Here is an 18731-nt window from a genome sequence, read left to right as displayed (position 1 = left end):
GGGAAGAGGGGGCGTGCCCGGTAGGGTCGCGAGGGTGAGCGCGCTGACCTTCATCCCCGCGACAGAGAACCCCGATCTGCTGGCCGCACCGGTCGCGGCGGCGATCGCGGCGCTGGATCCCGCGACCGCCTCGCGCATCGACGTGGCGGCCATCGACCCGGCGCTGGCCGACACCGCCGCGTTCTGCGAGGCCTACGGTCAGAGCCTGGACATCTCGGCGAACTGCCTGGTCGTGCAGGGGACGCGCGGCGGCGTCACCTCGACGGCGGCCTGTCTCGCCCTGGCGACGACCCGCCTCGACGTCAACGGCGCGGTGCGGCGCCTGCTCGACGCGCGCAAGGCGACATTCGCCCCGATGGACGACGCCGTCGCGCAGACCGGCATGGAGTACGGCGGCATCACGCCGCTCGGCATCCCTTCCGAGTGGCGCCTGCTGCTCGACGCGCGCGTGGCGGCGCTGCCGCGGGCGATCGTCGGCGCCGGGATCCGCGGCGCAAAGTTGTTCCTCCCCGGTGAGGTCTTGGCATCCCTCCCCGGCGCCGAGGTGATCGAGGACCTCGCGAAGCCCCTCGCCTGACATCGCGGCCCTGCCGCCCGTGCCGTGGCGGGGTTCCTCCGGCGCGTGCGGAGTTGAGTGTCCAGGACACGCCGCAACATACGCGTCCCTTACGGCGTGTTTTGGACACTCAACGCCGAGGGAACGAGCGCGCTACTCGCCGAGCGAGGCGCGGAGGCGCCGCGTCACCTCGGCCGCGGGCATGCGGCGGGGGAAGGCCGCGACGATGAGGTCGTCGCCGGCCGCGTCGTCGCCGGCGGGGTGCACCCCGTAGCGGCGGAGCACGTCGTCGAGAGCGCGGCGGAGAACGGATGCCGGCACCCGAGCGCCCCGCATGAGCCGGCGCAGCACGTGGTTGTGCACCGCGGTGACCAGGGCCGCGAAGCCGACGGCATCCAGGGGGTCGAGCCCGGGGAGCGCTTCGCGCAGGTACTCGTCGAAGAGGCGCTCGTAGCGGAACACCGTGATGATCTCGCGGTCGCGCAGTCCCGGAACCTGACGCACGATCGCGTAGCGGCGCCGCGCGAGCTCGGGGTCGGCCGCGAAGTGCCGGAACACCCGCACCGACGCTTCGCACACCGCCGCCCACGGGTCGTCATGCGGCTGGGCGAGGTACGCCCGTGTCTCGGCGAGCAGAACTTCGTGATCAGCGAAGACGACGTCTTCTTTGCCGCCGAACTGCCGGAAGAACGTCGAGCGCGACACCCCCGCGGCCTGCGCGATCTGCTCGACCGAGGTCTGGTCGTACCCGCGCTCGGCGAACAGGTCGATGGCCGCGGCCACCACGGCCGTGCGGCTCGAGGGGGCAGCGGCGTCACTCACACCCGAAGCCTAACGGCGCGGGGTCTCAGCGTCGCCGCGACCGCACGCGCACGACCATGACCACCACAGCTCCCACGATGAGGAGCAGGATCGCCCCGATGGCGAGCGGCAGTAATGCCGAGGCATCCATTCCGCTGTTGGCGAGGCGCGACGGACCGGCGGCGACGGGCGTCGTCGCGGATGCCGACGGCGACGGGGAGTTCGTCGGGGAGGCAGTCGGGGTCGGGGTGGGGCTCGGGCTCGGGGTCGGCACGGGAGGAAGCGCCGCGAGAGCCGCTTCCGCGTTGATGAGTCCCGCGCCGACCGAGTTCTCGACGGAGACGAAGTCGTTCGGTGCGTCCATCGGCGTGGCCGTCGAGGTGAGGAGGGCGCGCAGGCCCTCCTGGCCGAGGTCCGGCGTCTTCGACAGCACCAGCGCGGCGACGCCGGCGGCGTTGGGAGCGGCCGCCGAGGTTCCGACGAACGTCTTCACCGCCGGATCGTCGGTGGGCATTCCCAGGACCGAGTTGCGCGCGCGGTCGACCGAGATCACGTCGGGTCGGCTCACCACGGGCCGCGGCTCGAGGATCGCCGACGGCGGGTCGGCGGTGGCCGATCCGAACGCCCAGACGACGGGGCCGTAGCTCGAGAAGTACTCCACCTCGGTGGGATCGTCTACCGGGGACGCGCCGATGGAGAGAGCCGCGGGGTCGCCGTTGTGCCCGGTGTTGGTCCGCCCGATGATGTCGTCGCCCGCCGAGCGCCAATATTCGGCCGACCGAAGGGTGGCGCCCTGGCCGAAGATGACCGAGATGGGTGGGAGGGGCAGGGAGGTGTCGGCATCCGGAATCACGATGCGCGCGACCGAGATCTCGACCTCCGTCGGGGTCGCGGACGCGGGGAGCGTGACGGTGAAGCCGGGAGTGCCGTCGAGCATCCGGGTCGCGGGAGTCGCGAGGATCTCGCCGTCGACCGTCACGATCGGGACCAGCAGGCCGCTGACTCGGCCGAGCGGCTCTCCCCACTGCACGTCGACGGGGGTGCTGTCACCGGCGCCGACGGTGTAGCCGAGGGTGGCATCCGTGCCCTCGCCGGGGTCGACGTCGAGGCAGTCGACGGGGGTGTCCCAGCCCTGTGCCTCGGCGCCCGTCACGATGTCGTCGGGGCAGGCCATCGGGCGGTAGGTGGGGGTTTCCCAGCCGTTGATGGGGGATGTTTCTTGACCCGGGCGGGGATCCCGAGCGAGCGCCGTCGAGTTTCCGGCGGCCGAGAAGTACGCGACGCCCGCTTCGTTCGCCCGCGCGATCGCTTCGCCGACGGGGGAGCGCTGGAAGACGGGCTCGTTCTTGGGTTCGACGTCGTCCACGATGATGTCCGCCCCGTCGGCCACGAGCATCTCGATCGCTTCGATGACGGATGCCGCGTGCCCCTCGTCGACGGAGGCGAAGGCGAGCTCGGCACCCGGCGCAATGCCGTGCACGAGTTGCACCATCGCGCGACCTTCGTCCGTGCCCTCGGCGGCTTCACGCACGACGTGGACGGGGGTCTCGTGTCCGCAGGGGTTCCCCGGGCCGGCGAGGAGTCCGTTCGCGATGTCGTCGGCGACGGTCGCGCCGGGAGCCGAGGTACGGCCGAAGGAGTCGGAGATGACGCCGACCTTCACGCCCGTGCCGTCGACGCCGAACGTCTCTCGCGCGATGTCGGCGCGCAGGGGCGCGTCGGCGTCGACGGGGATGGTGCGGCAGGATTCCGGAGCAGCGGGCGTGGCGGCGAGAGCCGCGGGGGCAACCCCACCGGCGATGAGGATGAGGGCAAGGGCGAAACCGACGGACGTACGCAAGGCGGGGGACTCCTGGTCGACGACGCCGTCGGCCGGGTGGCTCGGCGGTGGCTCGAGGAGCCGACGAGCCTCATCCTATGGTTTGCACTCAGCTAACGCACAGGTTTCTCGCGAGCTCGAGACCGCGGACTCGTTCAGCTCTTCGCGCCCGTGAAGGCGAGAGCCCCGCCGAGGCCGATCATCATCACGCCGCCCGTTCCCGACAGCGTCGAGATCCGCTTCGGAGACCGGGCGAACCAGGTGCGCGCCGTGCCCGCGGCGAGGGCCCACACGCTGTCGCACGTCAGGGCCATCAGCTGGAACATCAGCCCGAGGATGAGCAACTGCAACCACACTGCACCGGCGTGCGGGGCGACGAACTGGGGCAGCACGGCGACGAAGAAGGCGATCGTCTTGGGGTTGGTGAGGCCCACGACGAATCCCTGGCGCAGCAGCGTCCACGACGAGGTGGGGCCGCGTGTGGCGCCGGCGACGTGGGCGTGGCGGTGGTGGATGGCCTGGATGCCGAGCCACACGAGGTAGATCGCCCCGACGATCTTCAGCACGGTGAACGCGACGATCGAGGAGGCCACGATCGCGCCGACACCGAAAGCGACGGCGAGTACCGCGGGAACCGTGCCGAGGGCATTGCCGACGACGCTGAGGACACCCGCACGGCGGCCGAGGGCGATGGAACGTCCGATGACGAACAGCACGCTGGGCCCCGGGATGACGATGATGACGACGGATGCCGCCACGAAGGCCAGCATGTTCTCGATCGGAGGCATGCGTGCAGCGTACTGCTGTCGCGTTTCGGGGACGTTCCGTTGTGGTGCGTCGGGGCGTTGTTTGCCGGTGTTCGTCGCTTCGGGGGTGCTTGGGCGGCGAAGTGCGGCAAGTCACGCGGGGTCGGGCCGGCGCGCGGACGCTTCGTTTGCCGGTGTTCGTCGCTTCGGAGCGCCTGAGCGGCAAAGTGCGGCAAGTCGCGCCGGGAGCGCTCTACGCCGGCACCGACTCCCGCGCCAGCAACTCGCTGATTCGCCCCACGCAGCCGCCGCAGCCCGTGCCGGCGCGGGTCGCGGCCTTGACGCACGCGACCGTCGGCTCTCCGGCAGCGACCGCCTCGCGGATCGCCCCGGCGCTCACGCCGTTGCACCAGCACACGGTGGCATCCGCGGCGAAGGGGTCGGCGACGACGGCCATCCCGGCGTCGGGCGCGTCGAGCCGGAGCAGCGACGAGCGGTCGGCCGGGAGCTCCGAGCCGCGCTCGAACAACAGGGTCAGTTCGGCGCCGGTGCGTGGCATCCCGACCGCGACGAAGCCGGTGAGCACGCCCTCGACGGTGACGAGTTTGACGTAGGCGCCGCGCGCGGGGTCGGCCCAGAGGGTGACTTGGGGGCCGTGGCATCCGGGAGCGTGCGAGAACGGGTCGGCGTCGACCGCGCCCCCGGCCACCACGTCGATCCCCTCGGCCTTGAGCATGACGACACCGGGGCGTTCGACGGATGCCGGCCCCGAGGCGCCCGTCGAGAGCAGCGCCGCGAGCCGATCGGCCTGACGCCAGCCCGGCCCGACGAGTCCGCTCGGGCCGCCCGGGACGCGGCCGTGGGCGTCGGCGTCCGCGGGATCGGCGACGTGCGCGCAGTCGCCGATGGCGAAGATGTCCGGGTCGGTCCACGAGCGCGAGGAGGCGTCGACGAGGATGCCGGCCGACGTGGCGAGTCCGGCGAGGGATGCCACTTCCGTCCGCGCCGCGACCCCGCACGACAGCACGAGCAGGTCGCCCGCGAGCACCTTGCCGTCGGCGCAGACGAGGCCGTCGAACCACGCGTGTCCGTGGTCGTCGTATCGGAGGAGGATGCTCTCGGCGCGCGCGTGGTGCGCCATCTCGACGCCGACGGCGGTGGCCGCGGCGGCCAGGACGCGTCCGCCGTTCTCATCGAGCGTGCGGTTCATGGGAGCTGCGGAGTGGTACGCCACGACGACGTCCGCCCCGGCCTCGGCCGCCGCGAGGGCGAGCTCCATGCCGAGCACTCCCGCGCCGAGGACGACGATCCGCTGCCCGGCGGAGACGGCCGCGCGCACGTGTTCCGCGTCGGCGAGGTCGCGCAATGCGACGACACCGCGCGGGAGCGGCGCGCCGCCGAAGTCGAGTTCCGCGGGGGAGGCTGAAACGGAAGCCCGATCGCGCCGCGCGCGCTCCATACCGGCGAGCGTCGGGACGTTCGCGCGGGCGCCGGTCGCGAGCACGAGCCGGTCGTAATCGAGACGGATGCCATCGTGCAGGCGCACCACCCGGTGGTGACGGTCGACACCGACCACCGTGGTGCCGAGGTGGAATCGCACTCCGGCTTCTTCGGCGGGGCGGCGGTCGTCCATGTCGAGGCCCGCGCGGTCGGTGCGGCCGACCGCGTACTCGGCGAGCAGGACGCGGTTGTAGACGTCGTGGGGCTCGGCACCCACGACGGTGAGGTCGATGCGCCCGTCGCGCACCGCGGGCAGCAGCCCGTCGATCAGCCGTGCCCCGACGGGGCCGTAGCCCACCAGCACCACACGCTCAGACATGGGTTCCCTCCTCGGTGCGAACAGCGCCCGGATGCTCCGACACCGCCACGGGCCCGTGCTCGAACGCCGGCACGGGCACAGCGGCATCCGGAGCCACCCGCACCCGCGTGCGCTTGAACTCCGGCATGGCCGATGTCGGGTCGACGATCGCCTCGGTCAGGCGGTTCGCGCACTCGTCGCCGGCGTAGTGGAACGGTAAGAAGACGGTGTCGTGACGGATGTCGGTCGTCACCGTCGCGCGCGCCCGCACCGTGCCGCGCTCGTTCGAGACGGCGACGAGCGCATCTTCCCGGATGCCGAGCCGCGACGCCGTGGCCGGATGGATCTCGAGCCGCGCCTCGGGGCGGGCACCGTTCAGCTCGGCGACGCGACGGGTCTGCGTGCCCGACTGGTACTGCTGCAGGTAGCGGCCGGTGACGAGGGTCAGCTCGCCGCCGCGGTCGATGGGCGCCGGGGGAGTGGCATCCACCGGCACGAGACGCGCACGGCCGTCGGCGTGGGCGAAGCGCTCGGCGAACGGACGCGGGGTGCCCTCCGAGCGGTAGGGCCAGTACGCCTCAATGCCCGTGTCGAGCAGCGCGTGCGAGAGGCCGGAGTAGTCGGCGATGCCGCCCTCGGACGCACGGGCGAGCTCTTCGAACACCTCCGACGGAACCGTCGACCAGGTGGATGCCGCGCCCAGCCGCCGCGCGATCTCGGCCATGATCCATAGCTCGCTGCCGGCACCCTCGGGTCCCGGCAGCGCTTGGCGACGGCGAATCACCCGACCCTCGAGGGAGGTCATCGTGCCCTCTTCCTCGGCCCACTGCAGCACGGGGAGCACGATGTCGGCGAGCTCCGCCGTCTCGCTGAGGAAGAAGTCGCAGACGACGAGGGTGTCGAGGGCTTTCAGCCCGGCACGCACGGCCTCGACGTCGGGGGCCGAGACGACGACGTTCGACCCGGCGACGAGCAGCGTCTTCACCGGCCCACCGAGTTCGCCGAGCAGGGCGGTGGCCGGGATGCCGGCATCCGGGATCTCATCCGGATCGACGCCCCACACCCCGGCGACGTGCCGGCGGGCTTCGGGGTCGCGGATGGAGCGGTATCCGGGCAGCTGGTCGGCCTTCTGGCCGTGCTCGCGTCCGCCCTGGCCGTTGCCCTGTCCGGTGAGGGTTCCGTAGCCCGAGCCCTCGCGGCCGACGAGGCCGAGCACGAGAGCGAGGTTGATCGCCGCGGTCGCGGTGGCGGTGCCGTCGACGTGCTGTTCGACGCCGCGTCCGGTGAGGATGTACGCGCCGCCCGCGGCGAGGCGGCGGGCGGTCTCCCGGAGCTGCGCCACGGGGACGCCGGTCGTCGAGGACGTCCGCTCGGGCCACCATGCGGCGACCGACCGCCGCACGGCGTCGAACCCCGTCGTGCGCTCCTCTATATAGGCGCGGTCGAGGAGGCCCTCGGCGATTGCGATGTGCGTGAGGCCGAGCAGCAGCGGAAGGTCGGTGCCGGGCGCTGGCTGCAGGTGGGTGCCGGCTCCGTCTTCGGTGAGGCGCGCGGTGGCGGAGCGGCGCGGGTCGACGACGATCAGGCCGCCCGCAGCGCGCGCTCCGGCGAGATGGGCGAGGAACGGCGGCATGGTCGCGGCGACGTTGGAGCCGACGAGCAGGATCGTCCGCGCGTCGTCGAGGTCGGTGACGGGGAAGGGCAGGCCCCGGTCCATGCCGAACGCCCGGTTGGATGCCGCTGCCGCCGACGACATGCAGAATCGACCATTGTAGTCGATGCGCGAGGTGCCGAGCGCGACGCGGGCGAACTTGCCGAGCTGGTACGCCTTCTCGTTGGTGAGTCCGCCGCCGCCGAAGATCGCGTTGGCGTCGGGGCCGTGGACCTCGCGCGTCGAGCGGAACGCCGCCGCCACGGCATCCAGTGCCTCATCCCAGGTGGTCTCGGCGAGGGTCCCGTCGGATTGCCGCATCAATGGCATCCGGAGTCTGTGGGGGGATGCCAGGAGCTCCGCCGACGTCCAGCCCTTGGCGCAGAGCCCTCCCCGGTTGGTGGGGAAGTCGCGGCCCGTGACCGTCGTGGCGCCCGCGTGGCTGACGGTCATGGCGCACTGCAGTGCGCAGTAGGGGCAGTGGGTGTCGGCGGAGCTCATGGGGTCAGATCCGCGTTCCGGTCTTCTTCGACATACGGAGGTACACGCCCGCGGTGAGGGCGAGGAACGCGACGTAGGCGAGGGCGAACCAGCCGAGGGCGGGGGTGTACGAGCCGAATGTCGTCTTCGAGAAGCCGAGCAGCTGCGGGATGAAGAAGCCGCCGTACGCGCCGATCGCCGAGATGAGGCCGAGGGCCGCGGCGGCCTTGCGCTGCGCGCCGATGCCGCCGTTGGCCTTGAGGGCGAAGATCGTCGGGATCATGCGGTACGTCGAGCCGTTGCCGATGCCCGCCGCGGCGAACAGCACGAGGAAGCACAGCAGGAAGATCGCGAAGTTCTGCATCGGCAGGGTGAGGATCACACTCAGGATGCCGAGTCCCATCACCGTGAAGGCGCCGATCGTGATGACCGTGCCGCCGAAGCGGTCGGCGAGCTTGCCGCCGTAGGGGCGGGCGAGCGAGCCGACGAGCGCGCCCAGGAACGCGAGGGTGACGGTGGCAGTGCCGATCGCGATGCCCTTGAAGTCGGGGAACGTGTCGGCGAGCAGCTTCGGGAAGACGCCCGCGAAGCCGATGAACGAGCCGAAGGTACCGATGTAGAGCAGTGACAGCACCCACATGTGCGGCTCTTTGAGAGCGGCGAGGGATGCCGTGATGTCGGCCTTCGCGGCGGAGAGGTTGTCCATGCGGAAGTAGGCGCCGACCATCGCGACGAGGATCAGTGGCACCCAGATGAGGCCCGCGAGGGGCAGGTTGAGGGTCGCCGCGGCGCCGACGGTGATGACGATGGGGACGACGAACTGCGCGACCGAGGCGCCGAGGTTGCCGCCGGCGGCGTTGAGTCCGAGGGCGTATCCCTTCTGCGCGGCCGGGTAAAAGAACGTGATGTTCGACATGGAGCTTGCGAAGTTGCCGCCGCCGAAGCCGGCGAACGCGGCGATGAGGAGCAGGAGGCCGAAGGGCGTCGCGGGGTTGGACACCGCGATGGCGAGGCCGATGCTCGGGATGAGCAGGAGTCCTGCCGAGACGATCGTCCAGTTGCGGCCGCCGAAGCGCGGAACCATGAACGTGTAGGGGATGCGCAGTGTCGCGCCGACCAGGCTCGGCATCGAGATGAGCCAGAAGATCTCACCGGTCGAGAGCTGGAAGCCCGCCGCCGGCAGTGAGACGACGACGACCGACCACAGCTGCCAGACGACGAACCCGAGGAACTCGGCGAAGATCGACCACCGCAGGTTGCGGGAGGCGATGGCCTTGCCCTCGTTCGCCCACTGGGTGGCGTTCTCGGGGTTCCAGTTGTCGATCCAGCGGCCGGGGCGGCGGGTCAGGGTTGCGTCGGCCGGGGCTGTTTCGGCAGGCGTTGCGGCCGCGGGCGGCGTTGCGGTTTCGGGGCGCGGGTCGGTGACGGTCACGGGGTCCTCCATGGGCGATGCGGGGGAGGTGCAGCGCCTCGCATGGGCGGGGCGTGCCGTCAGCGTAGGGAGGGGGCGTTACCCGGGACCGCGTCGGGAGGGGCGGGGAGGTAACGGTTGGCTCACCCCGCAGGGCGGGGTGGGAGAGGGGGAGTTTACGTGGGCGTTACACGGGTGGCTGATGGTGCCGTTCATCAGACCTGACGTCCAGTGGTGGCGAATAGACGACCTCGCTCGTCGTCGCCTACGAACGGCACCGCAAGGCGTTCACGCAAACGGCGCTGTGATGCGTTCACGAAGCGGATGTCGCAGCGGAGTGGGCGGGGGATTTGATGAGGTTGGCCAATGTGAGCATTCCACTCAGGGATTCCTCGCTACTCCCGCCCTTTCCGCCCGTCGTCAGGTGAGCCTGTAGGACGAGTTGTCCCATGGTCGTCATGAATCGCTGCTTCTCGGTCGGATCGCCAATCTGGTTGCTGTAGGCAATCATCGTTCCCATCGCCGTCGACAAATCGTGCGCGCGTTGAGCGGACTGGTCGCGCGAACGCGCGCGAGCTAGTAGAACGCCAGCGAACGTTGCCAAAGCGGCTGTTGACACGAGGTGGAGTCCCACTTGTTCGAAGGCGGTGTAGGTGGGGCCAATCTGGAGGTAGTGCAGTATGACGGGAAGCACCGCTACCGTTGCGGCAGCCCCTAGGGTGAAGAGACCCGCGATCCACGATCCCCTAGATTCTTTTGCGTTTCGAGCAGCATCGGCTTTGAACAACGAGTTCGTCGCGTCAGAGGTCGTGGCGTCAACCAGTAGCCCTGCCTGGCCAGCCCGTGTCTCAAGATCGTTCGTCGCGCGGTCGATGGCCTCTTGCGCACGGACGCTCGCTTCGTTTATATCGGACTGAACGCGCTCTATCGATGCGGCGGTGCCCTCCAGTTCTCGCATGCGGTCGCCAGCGCTGGCGACGATGTGAGACAGCTGCTCGTTCTCAGCCCACGGGGGAGGTGTGCTCGGCGTCATCATGAGACGCATCGCCAACTCCGGCTGGCCGTTGGCTAGCAAATTCCAGGCTTGCCCGATGAAATCGGGACTCGACCACCAGGGCACGCCAAGAGTGAGTAGTTCTGGGAGGCGGTCGGCGAGGTTTGGGTAGGAGCTGAGATTCGCAACGACGTTGTGAAACGCTTGCGTCAGTTGGCCAGCAAATCCCACCCTCGCAGCCCGCAGAGCCCAAGTGACGCCTTCATCCAGAGCGGGGTACCCCTGCTGCATAAGCATCCAGGCCAAAAGAGCCGCCGCCCAAGGCTGGCCAGTCTCCGCTCTCGACCTCACCAATTGTGTCGCTTGTGCCGGGCTACCCTGGATCCAAATCTGGTGCGCTTGCTGAATAAAAGCGACATCGACCGGATCAGCGGCCGGCAGGAGCGCGTTCGTGTTCATGTGTGAACGGTATGGCACACCTACGACATCGAGGCTCATATGGGAGAACGGTCGAAATCTTAGCTTTCCTATCAGCGGCGATGCTCGCACGATCTCGTCGATAGTCCACCCGATGCAGCGCTGCAGGGCAGCCTAGAACCTCTCCGTGTGATGGGACGGTCTCGTGGTCGTCGCGGTGGTCGTACCCGCGGTCGACATGGCGGTGGGGGAACCGGTGGCTACCACCCGCTTTTAGAGAGTCAGAGGCCGCACCAAAGAAGAGAATTAGGCGCTCATCGCCGCGGCGATTGAAGCGCCCTGGGTCTGATGGAGACTCGCGCTATTTGATTCCGACCAGCTGATCGCGGTCGGCTTGGACAGCATAGAACGCGTTCTCGAACTCGGCGGGCGGGACGTCGCCGAGGTAGCCGTGGAGGCGCTCGGTGTTGTGCCAGTGGACCCAGCCGAGGGTCGCGAGCTCGAGATCCTCGACGGTCTTCCACGGCCCGGATCGTGCCGGCCCGCGGACGAGTTCGGCCTTGAAGTACCCATTGACTGTCTCGGCCAGGGCGTTGTCATAGCTGTCGCCGACGGTCCCGATCGACGGGGTGGCGCCGATCTCCGCGAGCCGCTCCCCGTAGCGAATCGACGTGAATTGAGAGCCCGCATCGCTGTGACACCGCAGGTCCGCGTGGCGGTGCCCGCGGGACCAGCGTGCCATCTCGATCGCGTCGAGGACCATCTCGGTACGCATGTGCGACGCGACCCGCCACCCCACGATCATCCGACTGAACGCGTCGACGATGAAGCAGACGTAAGCGACGCCAGCCCACGTCGGCACGAACGTTAAATCGGTCACCCAAAGCCGGTTCGGTGCGGTCGAGGTGAACTCCCGCCGCACCAGATCCGGGTGTCTGGCCGATGTCGGATCCGCCCTGGTGGTCTTGACCCGCTTCGAACGTCTCGCGCCCTCGATCCCGGCTGCCCGCATCAGCCGCGCGGTCTGATCCCGTCCGATCATGATCCCGACGCGTCCGGCAGCCTTCCAAAGCTTGCGGACCCCGTAGACCCGGTAGTTCACGTCCCACAACTGCACCAGCTGCGGGATCAGCTCTTCGTCGCGGACGGCGCGAGCTGACGGGGAACGGGTCTTGGCGGCGTAATAGCTGCTCGGAGCCACCTGCAGCAATCTGCAGATGAGCTCGACTCCGAGCCGGCGACCATCGACCAGGTCGTCCTTGTTCGCGTCGATGAACGCGACTACTTCCGGTAGTGGCGGTCGAGCTCCGCCCCGAAGAAAGACGCGGCCCGCTTCAGCACCTCGTTGGCGCGGCGCAGCTCCCGGTTCTCCTGCTCCAGCTCCCGGATCCGCTGCGCCTCCGTGGTGCTCACGCCCGCGGTGACGCCGTCGTCGATGTCGGCCTGCTTCACCCACATCCGCACGGACTCGACCCCGTAGCCGAGCTGCGTAGCGACCCGCTGCACCGTCCCCTGGGTGACTCCGAGCTCGGCGCGCAGCGTCCTCACCATCCGCACCGCGGCGGCCTTCTCCTCATCCGAATACCGACGCGTCGTCGGCTTCCCGATCGCCTGTTCCTTCGGCATAACCCCATCCTCGTTTCCAAGGTCAGGAGCCTCCAACAAACCCAGGGCGCTTCAGATCGCCCAGGCGTTCAGGTACTGCATGCGTTCCGGCATGGAATCCAGCCCGAAACGGCACCTGCTGAGTCGGTTAGGGCAGAAACGGGGTGGTGGTGGAAGGCCACGCGAGGTCGCCCTCCTGTGAGCCTATGGGACGAGTCGTATCCAGATAGACTTAGCTGCATACGTTCTGTGTCGCCGAGGAGGAGTAGTGCAACCCGTCACACCAAACTCGCCTGCGCACGGTACGGGCAGTCGGAGCAGTTTCTACCGCAGCGCGAAGAGCGGAGCGTGGGAGCGGATCGCTCGGGGCCTTTATCTCCCCGAAGGGTCGCCTACGGCGGACTGGGACCAACTCGAAGCTTCGGCTCGACGCCCTGAGGCGACCATCTGCCTGGTCTCGGCGCTCGCCTATTACGACCTCACGGACGTCATCCCCGACGCCCTCGACGTCGCTATTCCCCGCGGAACCCGCGTTCCCGCCTCAGAAAGTGCCATCCACTGGCATCGATTTGATGCGGGCACCTTTTCGCTGGAGCGAGAAGACATCGGCATCCCTGGCAGTACTCAGCGGATCGGCATCTACACGCCCGAACGAGCGATCGTCGACTGCTTCCGGCTACGAGCCGACACGGGTTACGAGATTCCGCGCGACGCCCTGAAAGAGTGGCTGCGTCGCGGGGGGAAGCCCGCGAAGTTGATGAAGGTCGCTCAAGCCCTTCCTCGGAGCGCTAAGCCCGTGCGCGACGCGCTGGAGATCCTCACGTGAGCGGCGTCAAGACCTTCCGAACAATCCAGGCGCTCGCCCGTTCGGGCGCCGCGAACGGCGCCCCGGTGGCAACGCAGGAGTATCTCCTCAGGCACGCACTTGAGTCCTTTCTCGCCAGACTCGCGCGGACGCCGCATGCAGAGGATTTCGTCCTGAAGGGCGGCCTCCTGCTCGGCGCATATGGCGTGCGCCGTTTCACAAAGGACGCTGACTCGAACGCGATAGCAGCTGATGTCACACCGACGCATCTTCGCCGGGTGGTCCGTGACGTCGCCGCCGTCGAAGCCGACGACGGCGTCGAGTTTCTGCTGGACAGTCTCGTGGTGACGGACATTCGCGAGGACGCGACCTACCCCGGCATCCGGCTTCGCCTCAAAGCGCGTATCGGGAGCTGGCAGGGAGTCATCGCGTGGGACGTGTCGACGGGCGATCCCATCGTCCCCGCGCCGCGCAAGGTGACACTGCCTCGCCTTCTTGGAGAGCCCATCACGCTCCTGGGGTACGCGCCGGAGTCGACGATCGCGGAGAAAGGCGTGACCATCCTGGAGAGAGGTGTCACCAGCACTCGCTGGCGCGACTACGTCGACATCGTGACTCTCGGCGAAGCGGGGATCGACATCGTCGACCTGCGCGAGGCTGCTCGAGCTGTGGCGTCGCACCGAGGCGTCGAGTTGCAGGTGATCGGACCTGTCCTCGAAGGATACGGCGCACTCAGCCAGCGGAAGTGGGCTGCCTGGCGGCGGAAGGAGCGGCTCGAAGGCCTGAGCGAGGAAAGCCTCGACGATCAGATCGTCCGCGTTGCTGCGATTCTCGATCCTGCCTTCGAGGACTGGTGATTCGCGGTCTTGCGTGAAGACCCGTGTCGCGACGAGCTCCGCGGGAGGTCGTGATCCTCGCGAGGTTTCCCGGCCCGCGGATGCGATGGGTTCCGTCCCTAGTGAGCAGGCAACGCCTCAGCGGTCGACAACCGCCGCAACAGCCTCGATCTCGACGAGCTGGCCGTCGTACCCGAGCACGGTGACGCCGAGGAGCGTGCTCGGAACGTCGTGCTCACCGAACGCGTCGCGGACAACCTCCCACGCCGTCACCAGGTCGGCTTGGCGCGTCGAGGCGACGAGGACTCGCGTGCTGATGACATCCGTGATCTCCGCGCCGGCTTCGCGGAGCGCGATCGACATGTTCTCGACACACTTCGCCGCCTGGGCGGCGTAGTCGCCGACGCCTGCGGTCGTGCCGTCGAGGTTCAGTGGGCAGGAACCGGCGAGGAAGATCAGCCGCGCGTCGGCGGGAGCGGTGGCGACGTAGGCGTACTCCGCGCTGTCGGAGAGCGCGCTCGAACGGATGAGCGTGACGGCGGTGGGCATCTTCTGACCTTTCGGGGGTGGGTTCAGATGTTGCGGGCCATCAGCACGATGGCGGCGTCGAGAGTCTCGGGGTCGGCGACGAATCCGACCGATTCGTACAGTCGGCGGGCTGGGGCATTGGATGCCAAGACCCCCAACTGCACGCGCGAAACGCCCTGTGCGCGTGCGTAGTCCAAGGTGAGAAGAAGAAGGCGGCGTCCCCACCCCTGGCCGCGGACGCTCGGAGCGACGATCAGACGGCCGATGCGCAGAGCATCCTCGAGCGGAGTGAACTGCACGTGGCCGACGGGTTCGCCCTCGCTCGTGTCCAGCATCCACGCGCTCGCGCCGGGCCGTTTGTGCAGATCATCGAGGTCGCTCGGCAGGAAAGGCCAGTTCACCCACGGGCCGGCGAACGCGAAGAGGGCCTCGGCGTTGGGAACCCAGCTCGCGACAACGGGGAGGTCTGCGTTCGTCCGGGGGCGTAACGATGGCACACGCTCACAGTAATCAGCGTCCAGACGCCGCCGCTGCTCTGGCCGCGTCGGCGGAGTGGCGTCGACTTCACGCCGGGTTCTTCGGACTCCGCGCGGTCCACATGCATCGTCCGAATGTCAAAAACACCGGAAGATGGGAACGAGAGTCGCGCTAGACACCGCTGCGTACAGAACGAGTCTCATTGATCACGTTCCGTCTGTCGACGGCTCCTCGGCGGCGATGGGGCGCCCGCGCATAGCCGTCGAGATGATCAGAGCGCCGCTGGTGACGGACGCGGCGATCAGCGCCGACCCGATCAAGATGGCGGCGAGGAGCGACTGCCGAAGGCGCGCGCTCTCCCAGATCGACGCGTCGTACACCACTCCTTCGCACGCCCCAGGCGGAACCGTGCTCCCGAAGAGGCGCTGCAGACGAACGTGTCGATCCGGCGACCCTCGTTCACGAACGTGTTGCGCGGGTGAATTCGTGGGCGCTCGAGGGTCTGGATGACGACGCCGAGCGGTTCCGCGCTTCGCAATTTCACCGTGGTCATCGCCGCCCTGCGCGGAGGGGCGAGCACGCGGGCCGTGGCTGCGCGAAGGGTGCGTTCGCCGTCCACGGCGTGGAACGGGCGCGATGGGCGTATTGAACGAATTGGGCGATTTGCGCGATAATGGATTCATGTCTGAGCATGCGCGTTCGTCCCGTCACGCACAGGTCGTCGAGCCACCGCATGACCTCGACGAGATGATGAGGCTGGCCAACTTCTTGGAGCAGCATTCTGCTCCGGCCGTGCTGGTCGGCCCGGACGGAGAGCAGGTTCCTCTTCCGCTTCCTGTGTACGAAGCGCTCAAGCGTGTTGTCGCTGCGATGGAACGGGGTGCGTCTGTCAGCCTGGAGCCGATCGATCGCCAGCTCACGACCCAGCAGGCGGCGACGCTCCTTGGGATCAGTCGCAACACACTGGTGCGGCTCTTGGACGAACACGAGCTTCCGTTCGAGCGGCTCGGCGAGTCCCGGCATCGCAGGCTGAGGCTTCACGACGTTCTCGCGTATCGCGACCGTAAGCGAGAGGAACGGCGGAGCCGTCTAGACGAGATGACCCGTCAGGCGAACGACGACGGCCTCTATGAAGCCAGTGCGACGGACTACGCAGAGGCACTGCGGCGCGCACGAAGGCAGTGACCAGTGACTCATTTCACGGCATTCCTTGATGCTTGCGTTCTCGTGCCCATCGCTCCTTGCGACACTCCTCTGCGTATGGCTGATTGCGGAGCCTTTCGGCCGCTCTGGTCGGAGGCGGTTGAGGAGGAGGTTCTGCGAGCTCTGTGCGAGATCCATCCGGACATCGATCCCGGCCGGTTCTACAGCCGGTTTCGGAGCATGAACGAGGCGTTCGAAGACGCGCGCGTATCGGGATGGGAGCCGCTCGTCGAGGGGCTCGAACTGCCCGACCCGAATGACCGCCGTGTTCTCGCGGCCGCGATCCGTGGGAGGGCAGATGTCATCGTGACGGAGAACGTGCGCGACTTTCCCACGACGGCGCTCGCGCCGCTCGGACTGGAAGCCGTGCGGCTCGACGATTTCCTGCTGTCGCAGTTCGATCTCAGCGTGACCGTGACCGTGCAGCTCATCGAAGATCAGGCGCGCGCGATGGGCAGACCCCCGGTCACGAAAGACGAACTGCTGGAACGGCTCGCGCGCGGCGGGGCACCTCGATTCGCCGATGCGGTCTCGGCCGTGTTGGCTTCCTCGAGAGCTTCGACGGGGGACATCGAAGAACCCGGTCTGTAGCTGAACCTGAGGTGTTACGTCCCACTACGTCCCAGATCGCCCGCCCCTACGGCATCCCGTAGCTTCATCTCACCGAAACCCCTCGAAGGCAGGTGAAGCCATGTCCCGCACGATCTCGTCGACAGTCCACCCGATCCAGCGCTGCATGGCAGCCTCGAACCCCTCCGCGTGGTGGGACGGTCTCGTGGTCGACGCCGATGGCGCGACGATCACCGTCGCCCTGCTGAAGGGCGCGACGGTGGAACTGCGGGTCGTGGGACCTGCGGTCGACATCGCGGCGGGGGAGCCGGTGGCCTACCACCCGGTCGCGGAACTCCTCAACGCGGCGACGGTCATCACGACCGCTCGCGTCGCCTGAACCGGAACTACGCGCTCATCGAGGCCATCATGGCCTCGCACTTCATGACCATGTCGTCGCAGGCCATGGCGCAGTAGCGGCACATCTCGTCCATGTCGGCGTGGGCGCGACACTCGGCGGCGCAGGCCTTGCCCATGGTCATGCAGGCGGTCATCATGGCGCTCATCACGTCCATGTTCATGCCAGCCGGACGCATCATCATGTGCATCGTCGCCTGAGCCATCTCGACCATGTTCGAGCACATGGCGCAGCACGTCGCCATCTCGGGGCCGTGCATCATGTCGCTGCCGGCGCACATCGCCGCGGCCATCGCGCACGCGTTCAGGGACTGCATGCATTCCTGCATGGCATCCGTGTCCATGGTCATCTCGCCCATGTCCATCGACTTCATCATGGCCATCGTGTCCATTGCTTCTCCCGAGTGCTCGTTGTGACGGAGGGACCGGATGCCGCGGAGGACCCGGCGTACTCGAATGCTACGCCGAGGGTGTCGGGGCTCGACAGGGCTCTGGGGAGGTTGATCAGTTGCTCACGGCGGCTGAGAGGGAGCGGGCGTCGGCGCATCCAACTCTCGCCACGTCATGAGTCGGCCGAGTCGGTGCTCGGCGCGGCGGCCTGGTGGGTGCGGGGTGAAGTTTCTCGAGTAATGGCATGCCTACGTGCTTCTGGGTGTGCAATGGTGCGCACGAAACCCGAAAGGACGAAGCCAATGACGTCAGTCAGCGCAAGACGCAACCCCGGCCCAATGACGATCGCGGTCGCGACCATTGCGGCCGCCACCGCAGTCCTTGTGCTTGCTGCGACGACCGCCGCGTTCTTCTTTGCGGCTGAGTCTGCGCGCTACGCGGCGGGCGATGTCGTGATGCCTGTCGACCTCTTGGGCCTTCCTCTCTTCGAAGGCTTCCGGAACGCTGGTCGACTCGGAGTGCATGCGGAATGGGGCGTCCCGGTGATGGCCTCGATGTTCGTGGCTGCGGTGGCCACATTTACGGTGTTGCGTCGCCGGGATCGGGATCGCCGTCTGAGCAGGTGAAGCCGTCCGGCGTGGAGGTGAAGCGGTGCTGCACGCGAATGTCTCAGAAGGTGGATCCGATCTTCTTCTTCGCCTTCCTCCCGCAGTTCGTTCCTGCGGGCGAAGCCAACGGCACCTGGCACATGGTCTCGCTCAGCCTCGTGTTCATGGCGCTGACGTTCGTCGTGTTCGCGCTCTACGGCGTCTTCGCCGCGACGATGCGCAACCAGGTCATCACGCACCCGAAGGTCATGGCGTGGCTTCGCCGCACGTTCGCGGCGACGTATGTTCTGCTCGCCGGACGGCTCGCTTTCGAAGCTCGCTGATCTCTCGACAGAGGTCGCACGACCCCGCGTACATACCGAGTTCCGCGCCCGCCCCATCGGCAAGTCGAGAGCTACACGATGCGGCGGAACCTCGGCCCCGAGTACCCATCCCGCTCGACGGCGCCCGTGAACATCTCCACCGGACGCACCCAGTACGAGTAATCGTCGTAGAGCTTGCGGTACGAGACGAAGACCTCCTCGGTCTCGGAATGCCTCGCGGTGCCGAACACCTCGTAGCGCTGACCCTTGAAGTGCTCGTAGATGCCGGGTTCGATGGTCATAGGACGTCCTTTCGTGGGAGCCGCGCGGGGCATGCG

At 68.2% G+C, this 18731-nt stretch carries 21 protein-coding genes and 1 other annotated feature; of the genes, 8 read left to right on the top strand and 13 right to left on the bottom strand.

What is annotated here, in order from left to right:
- The first annotated feature begins 34 nt into the window (after positions 1-34).
- On the top strand, positions 35-577 hold the full coding sequence (locus QE388_RS02075) for a YbaK/EbsC family protein (protein WP_307382604.1): 543 nt from the start codon (positions 35-37) through the stop codon (positions 575-577).
- Positions 578-709: 132 nt separating this feature from the next.
- Here QE388_RS02075 and QE388_RS02070 read toward each other — a convergent pair whose 3' ends face one another.
- The 8 genes from QE388_RS02070 to QE388_RS02035 form a co-directional block, all read right to left on the bottom strand.
- Positions 710-1378, bottom strand: coding sequence for a TetR/AcrR family transcriptional regulator (locus QE388_RS02070; protein ID WP_307382603.1), 669 nt, complete (start codon positions 1376-1378; stop codon positions 710-712).
- Between the two features lie 25 nt (positions 1379-1403).
- Complete coding sequence (locus tag QE388_RS02065; RefSeq protein WP_307382601.1) at positions 1404-3197, bottom strand: S8 family serine peptidase; 1794 nt, start codon at positions 3195-3197, stop codon at positions 1404-1406.
- Positions 3198-3331: 134 nt separating this feature from the next.
- Positions 3332-3964, bottom strand: a complete 633-nt coding sequence (locus QE388_RS02060; protein WP_307382600.1) for a LysE family translocator — start codon at positions 3962-3964, stop codon at positions 3332-3334.
- A gap of 211 nt (positions 3965-4175) precedes the next feature.
- Positions 4176-5741 carry an FAD-dependent oxidoreductase gene (locus QE388_RS02055; RefSeq protein WP_307382598.1) on the bottom strand — a complete coding sequence of 522 codons (1566 nt, stop codon included), beginning with the start codon at positions 5739-5741 and terminating at the stop codon, positions 4176-4178.
- Entirely contained in the window at positions 5734-7872 is a 2139-nt protein-coding gene (locus QE388_RS02050; RefSeq protein WP_307382596.1) for a molybdopterin oxidoreductase family protein, read from the bottom strand. Before QE388_RS02050 ends, QE388_RS02055 begins: the two co-directional genes overlap by 8 nt.
- Positions 7873-7876: 4 nt before the next feature.
- A complete protein-coding gene (locus tag QE388_RS02045) occupies positions 7877-9295 on the bottom strand; it encodes an MFS transporter (RefSeq protein WP_373426600.1) in 1419 nt (472 codons plus the stop codon).
- Positions 9296-9575: 280 nt separating this feature from the next.
- Complete coding sequence (locus QE388_RS02040) at positions 9576-10715, bottom strand: hypothetical protein (RefSeq protein ID WP_307382592.1); 1140 nt, start codon at positions 10713-10715, stop codon at positions 9576-9578.
- Between the two features lie 319 nt (positions 10716-11034).
- Positions 11035-12299, bottom strand: a protein-coding gene (locus tag QE388_RS02035; RefSeq protein WP_307387036.1) for an IS3 family transposase whose coding sequence is annotated in 2 segments (ribosomal slippage) — positions 11035-11996 and positions 11996-12299 — 1266 coding nt in all. Because the reading frame shifts where the segments join, the coding sequence is not laid out codon by codon here.
- Positions 11866-12000, bottom strand: a sequence feature (AL1L pseudoknot). Its footprint overlaps the gene before it by 135 nt.
- Before the next feature lie 247 nt (positions 12300-12546).
- Between QE388_RS02035 and QE388_RS02030 the strand changes: the two genes are divergently transcribed.
- Together QE388_RS02030 and QE388_RS02025 are read left to right on the top strand one after the other, a co-directional pair.
- Complete coding sequence (locus QE388_RS02030; RefSeq protein ID WP_307382590.1) at positions 12547-13104, top strand: hypothetical protein; 558 nt, start codon at positions 12547-12549, stop codon at positions 13102-13104.
- Entirely contained in the window at positions 13101-13940 is an 840-nt protein-coding gene (locus tag QE388_RS02025) for a nucleotidyl transferase AbiEii/AbiGii toxin family protein (RefSeq protein ID WP_307382588.1), read from the top strand. The genes QE388_RS02030 and QE388_RS02025 overlap by 4 nt, the downstream gene beginning before the upstream one ends.
- 117 nt (positions 13941-14057) lie before the next feature.
- On the opposite strand, the gene QE388_RS02020 is transcribed toward QE388_RS02025, so the two are convergent.
- From QE388_RS02020 to QE388_RS02010, 3 genes are all read right to left on the bottom strand, one after another.
- Positions 14058-14468, bottom strand: a complete 411-nt coding sequence (locus QE388_RS02020; RefSeq protein ID WP_307382586.1) for a RidA family protein — start codon at positions 14466-14468, stop codon at positions 14058-14060.
- A gap of 23 nt (positions 14469-14491) precedes the next feature.
- Positions 14492-14944, bottom strand: a complete 453-nt coding sequence (locus QE388_RS02015; RefSeq protein WP_307382585.1) for an N-acetyltransferase — start codon at positions 14942-14944, stop codon at positions 14492-14494.
- Between the two features lie 186 nt (positions 14945-15130).
- Positions 15131-15304, bottom strand: coding sequence for a hypothetical protein (locus QE388_RS02010; RefSeq protein ID WP_307382583.1), 174 nt, complete (start codon positions 15302-15304; stop codon positions 15131-15133).
- Between the two features lie 301 nt (positions 15305-15605).
- Between QE388_RS02010 and QE388_RS02005 the strand changes: the two genes are divergently transcribed.
- The 3 genes from QE388_RS02005 (at position 15606) to QE388_RS01995 (ending at position 17076) form a co-directional block, all read left to right on the top strand.
- Complete coding sequence (locus QE388_RS02005; RefSeq protein ID WP_307382581.1) at positions 15606-16109, top strand: helix-turn-helix domain-containing protein; 504 nt, start codon at positions 15606-15608, stop codon at positions 16107-16109.
- A 3-nt stretch (positions 16110-16112) separates the two neighbouring features.
- A complete protein-coding gene (locus QE388_RS02000; RefSeq protein WP_307382578.1) occupies positions 16113-16718 on the top strand; it encodes a PIN domain-containing protein in 606 nt (201 codons plus the stop codon).
- 100 nt (positions 16719-16818) lie between these two features.
- Positions 16819-17076: a nuclease gene (locus QE388_RS01995; protein WP_307382576.1), complete on the top strand. Its 258-nt coding sequence runs from the start codon at positions 16819-16821 to the stop codon at positions 17074-17076.
- A gap of 7 nt (positions 17077-17083) precedes the next feature.
- Here the strand turns inward: QE388_RS01995 and QE388_RS01990 are convergent, their stop codons facing one another.
- Entirely contained in the window at positions 17084-17485 is a 402-nt protein-coding gene (locus QE388_RS01990) for an aldehyde dehydrogenase (protein WP_307382574.1), read from the bottom strand.
- 336 nt (positions 17486-17821) lie between these two features.
- On the opposite strand from QE388_RS01990, the gene QE388_RS01985 reads away from it, so the two are divergent.
- Both QE388_RS01985 and QE388_RS01980 read left to right on the top strand, forming a co-directional pair.
- The gene (locus tag QE388_RS01985) at positions 17822-18109 is read left to right on the top strand and encodes a hypothetical protein (RefSeq protein WP_307382572.1); all 288 of its coding nucleotides are present in this window, start codon (positions 17822-17824) and stop codon (positions 18107-18109) included.
- A 38-nt stretch (positions 18110-18147) separates the two neighbouring features.
- The gene (locus QE388_RS01980; RefSeq protein WP_275801260.1) at positions 18148-18414 is read left to right on the top strand and encodes a LysE family transporter; all 267 of its coding nucleotides are present in this window, start codon (positions 18148-18150) and stop codon (positions 18412-18414) included.
- A gap of 71 nt (positions 18415-18485) precedes the next feature.
- Here QE388_RS01980 and QE388_RS01975 read toward each other — a convergent pair whose 3' ends face one another.
- The gene (locus tag QE388_RS01975; protein WP_275801262.1) at positions 18486-18695 is read right to left on the bottom strand and encodes a DUF1653 domain-containing protein; all 210 of its coding nucleotides are present in this window, start codon (positions 18693-18695) and stop codon (positions 18486-18488) included.
- Positions 18696-18731: the final 36 nt, after the last annotated feature.

The organism is Microbacterium sp. SORGH_AS_0969 (assembly GCF_030818255.1).
In the GTDB taxonomy this organism is placed as follows: domain Bacteria; phylum Actinomycetota; class Actinomycetes; order Actinomycetales; family Microbacteriaceae; genus Microbacterium.
The sequence above is the reverse complement of the archived record's forward strand: the minus strand, read 5'-3'. Positions and strand labels throughout refer to the sequence as shown.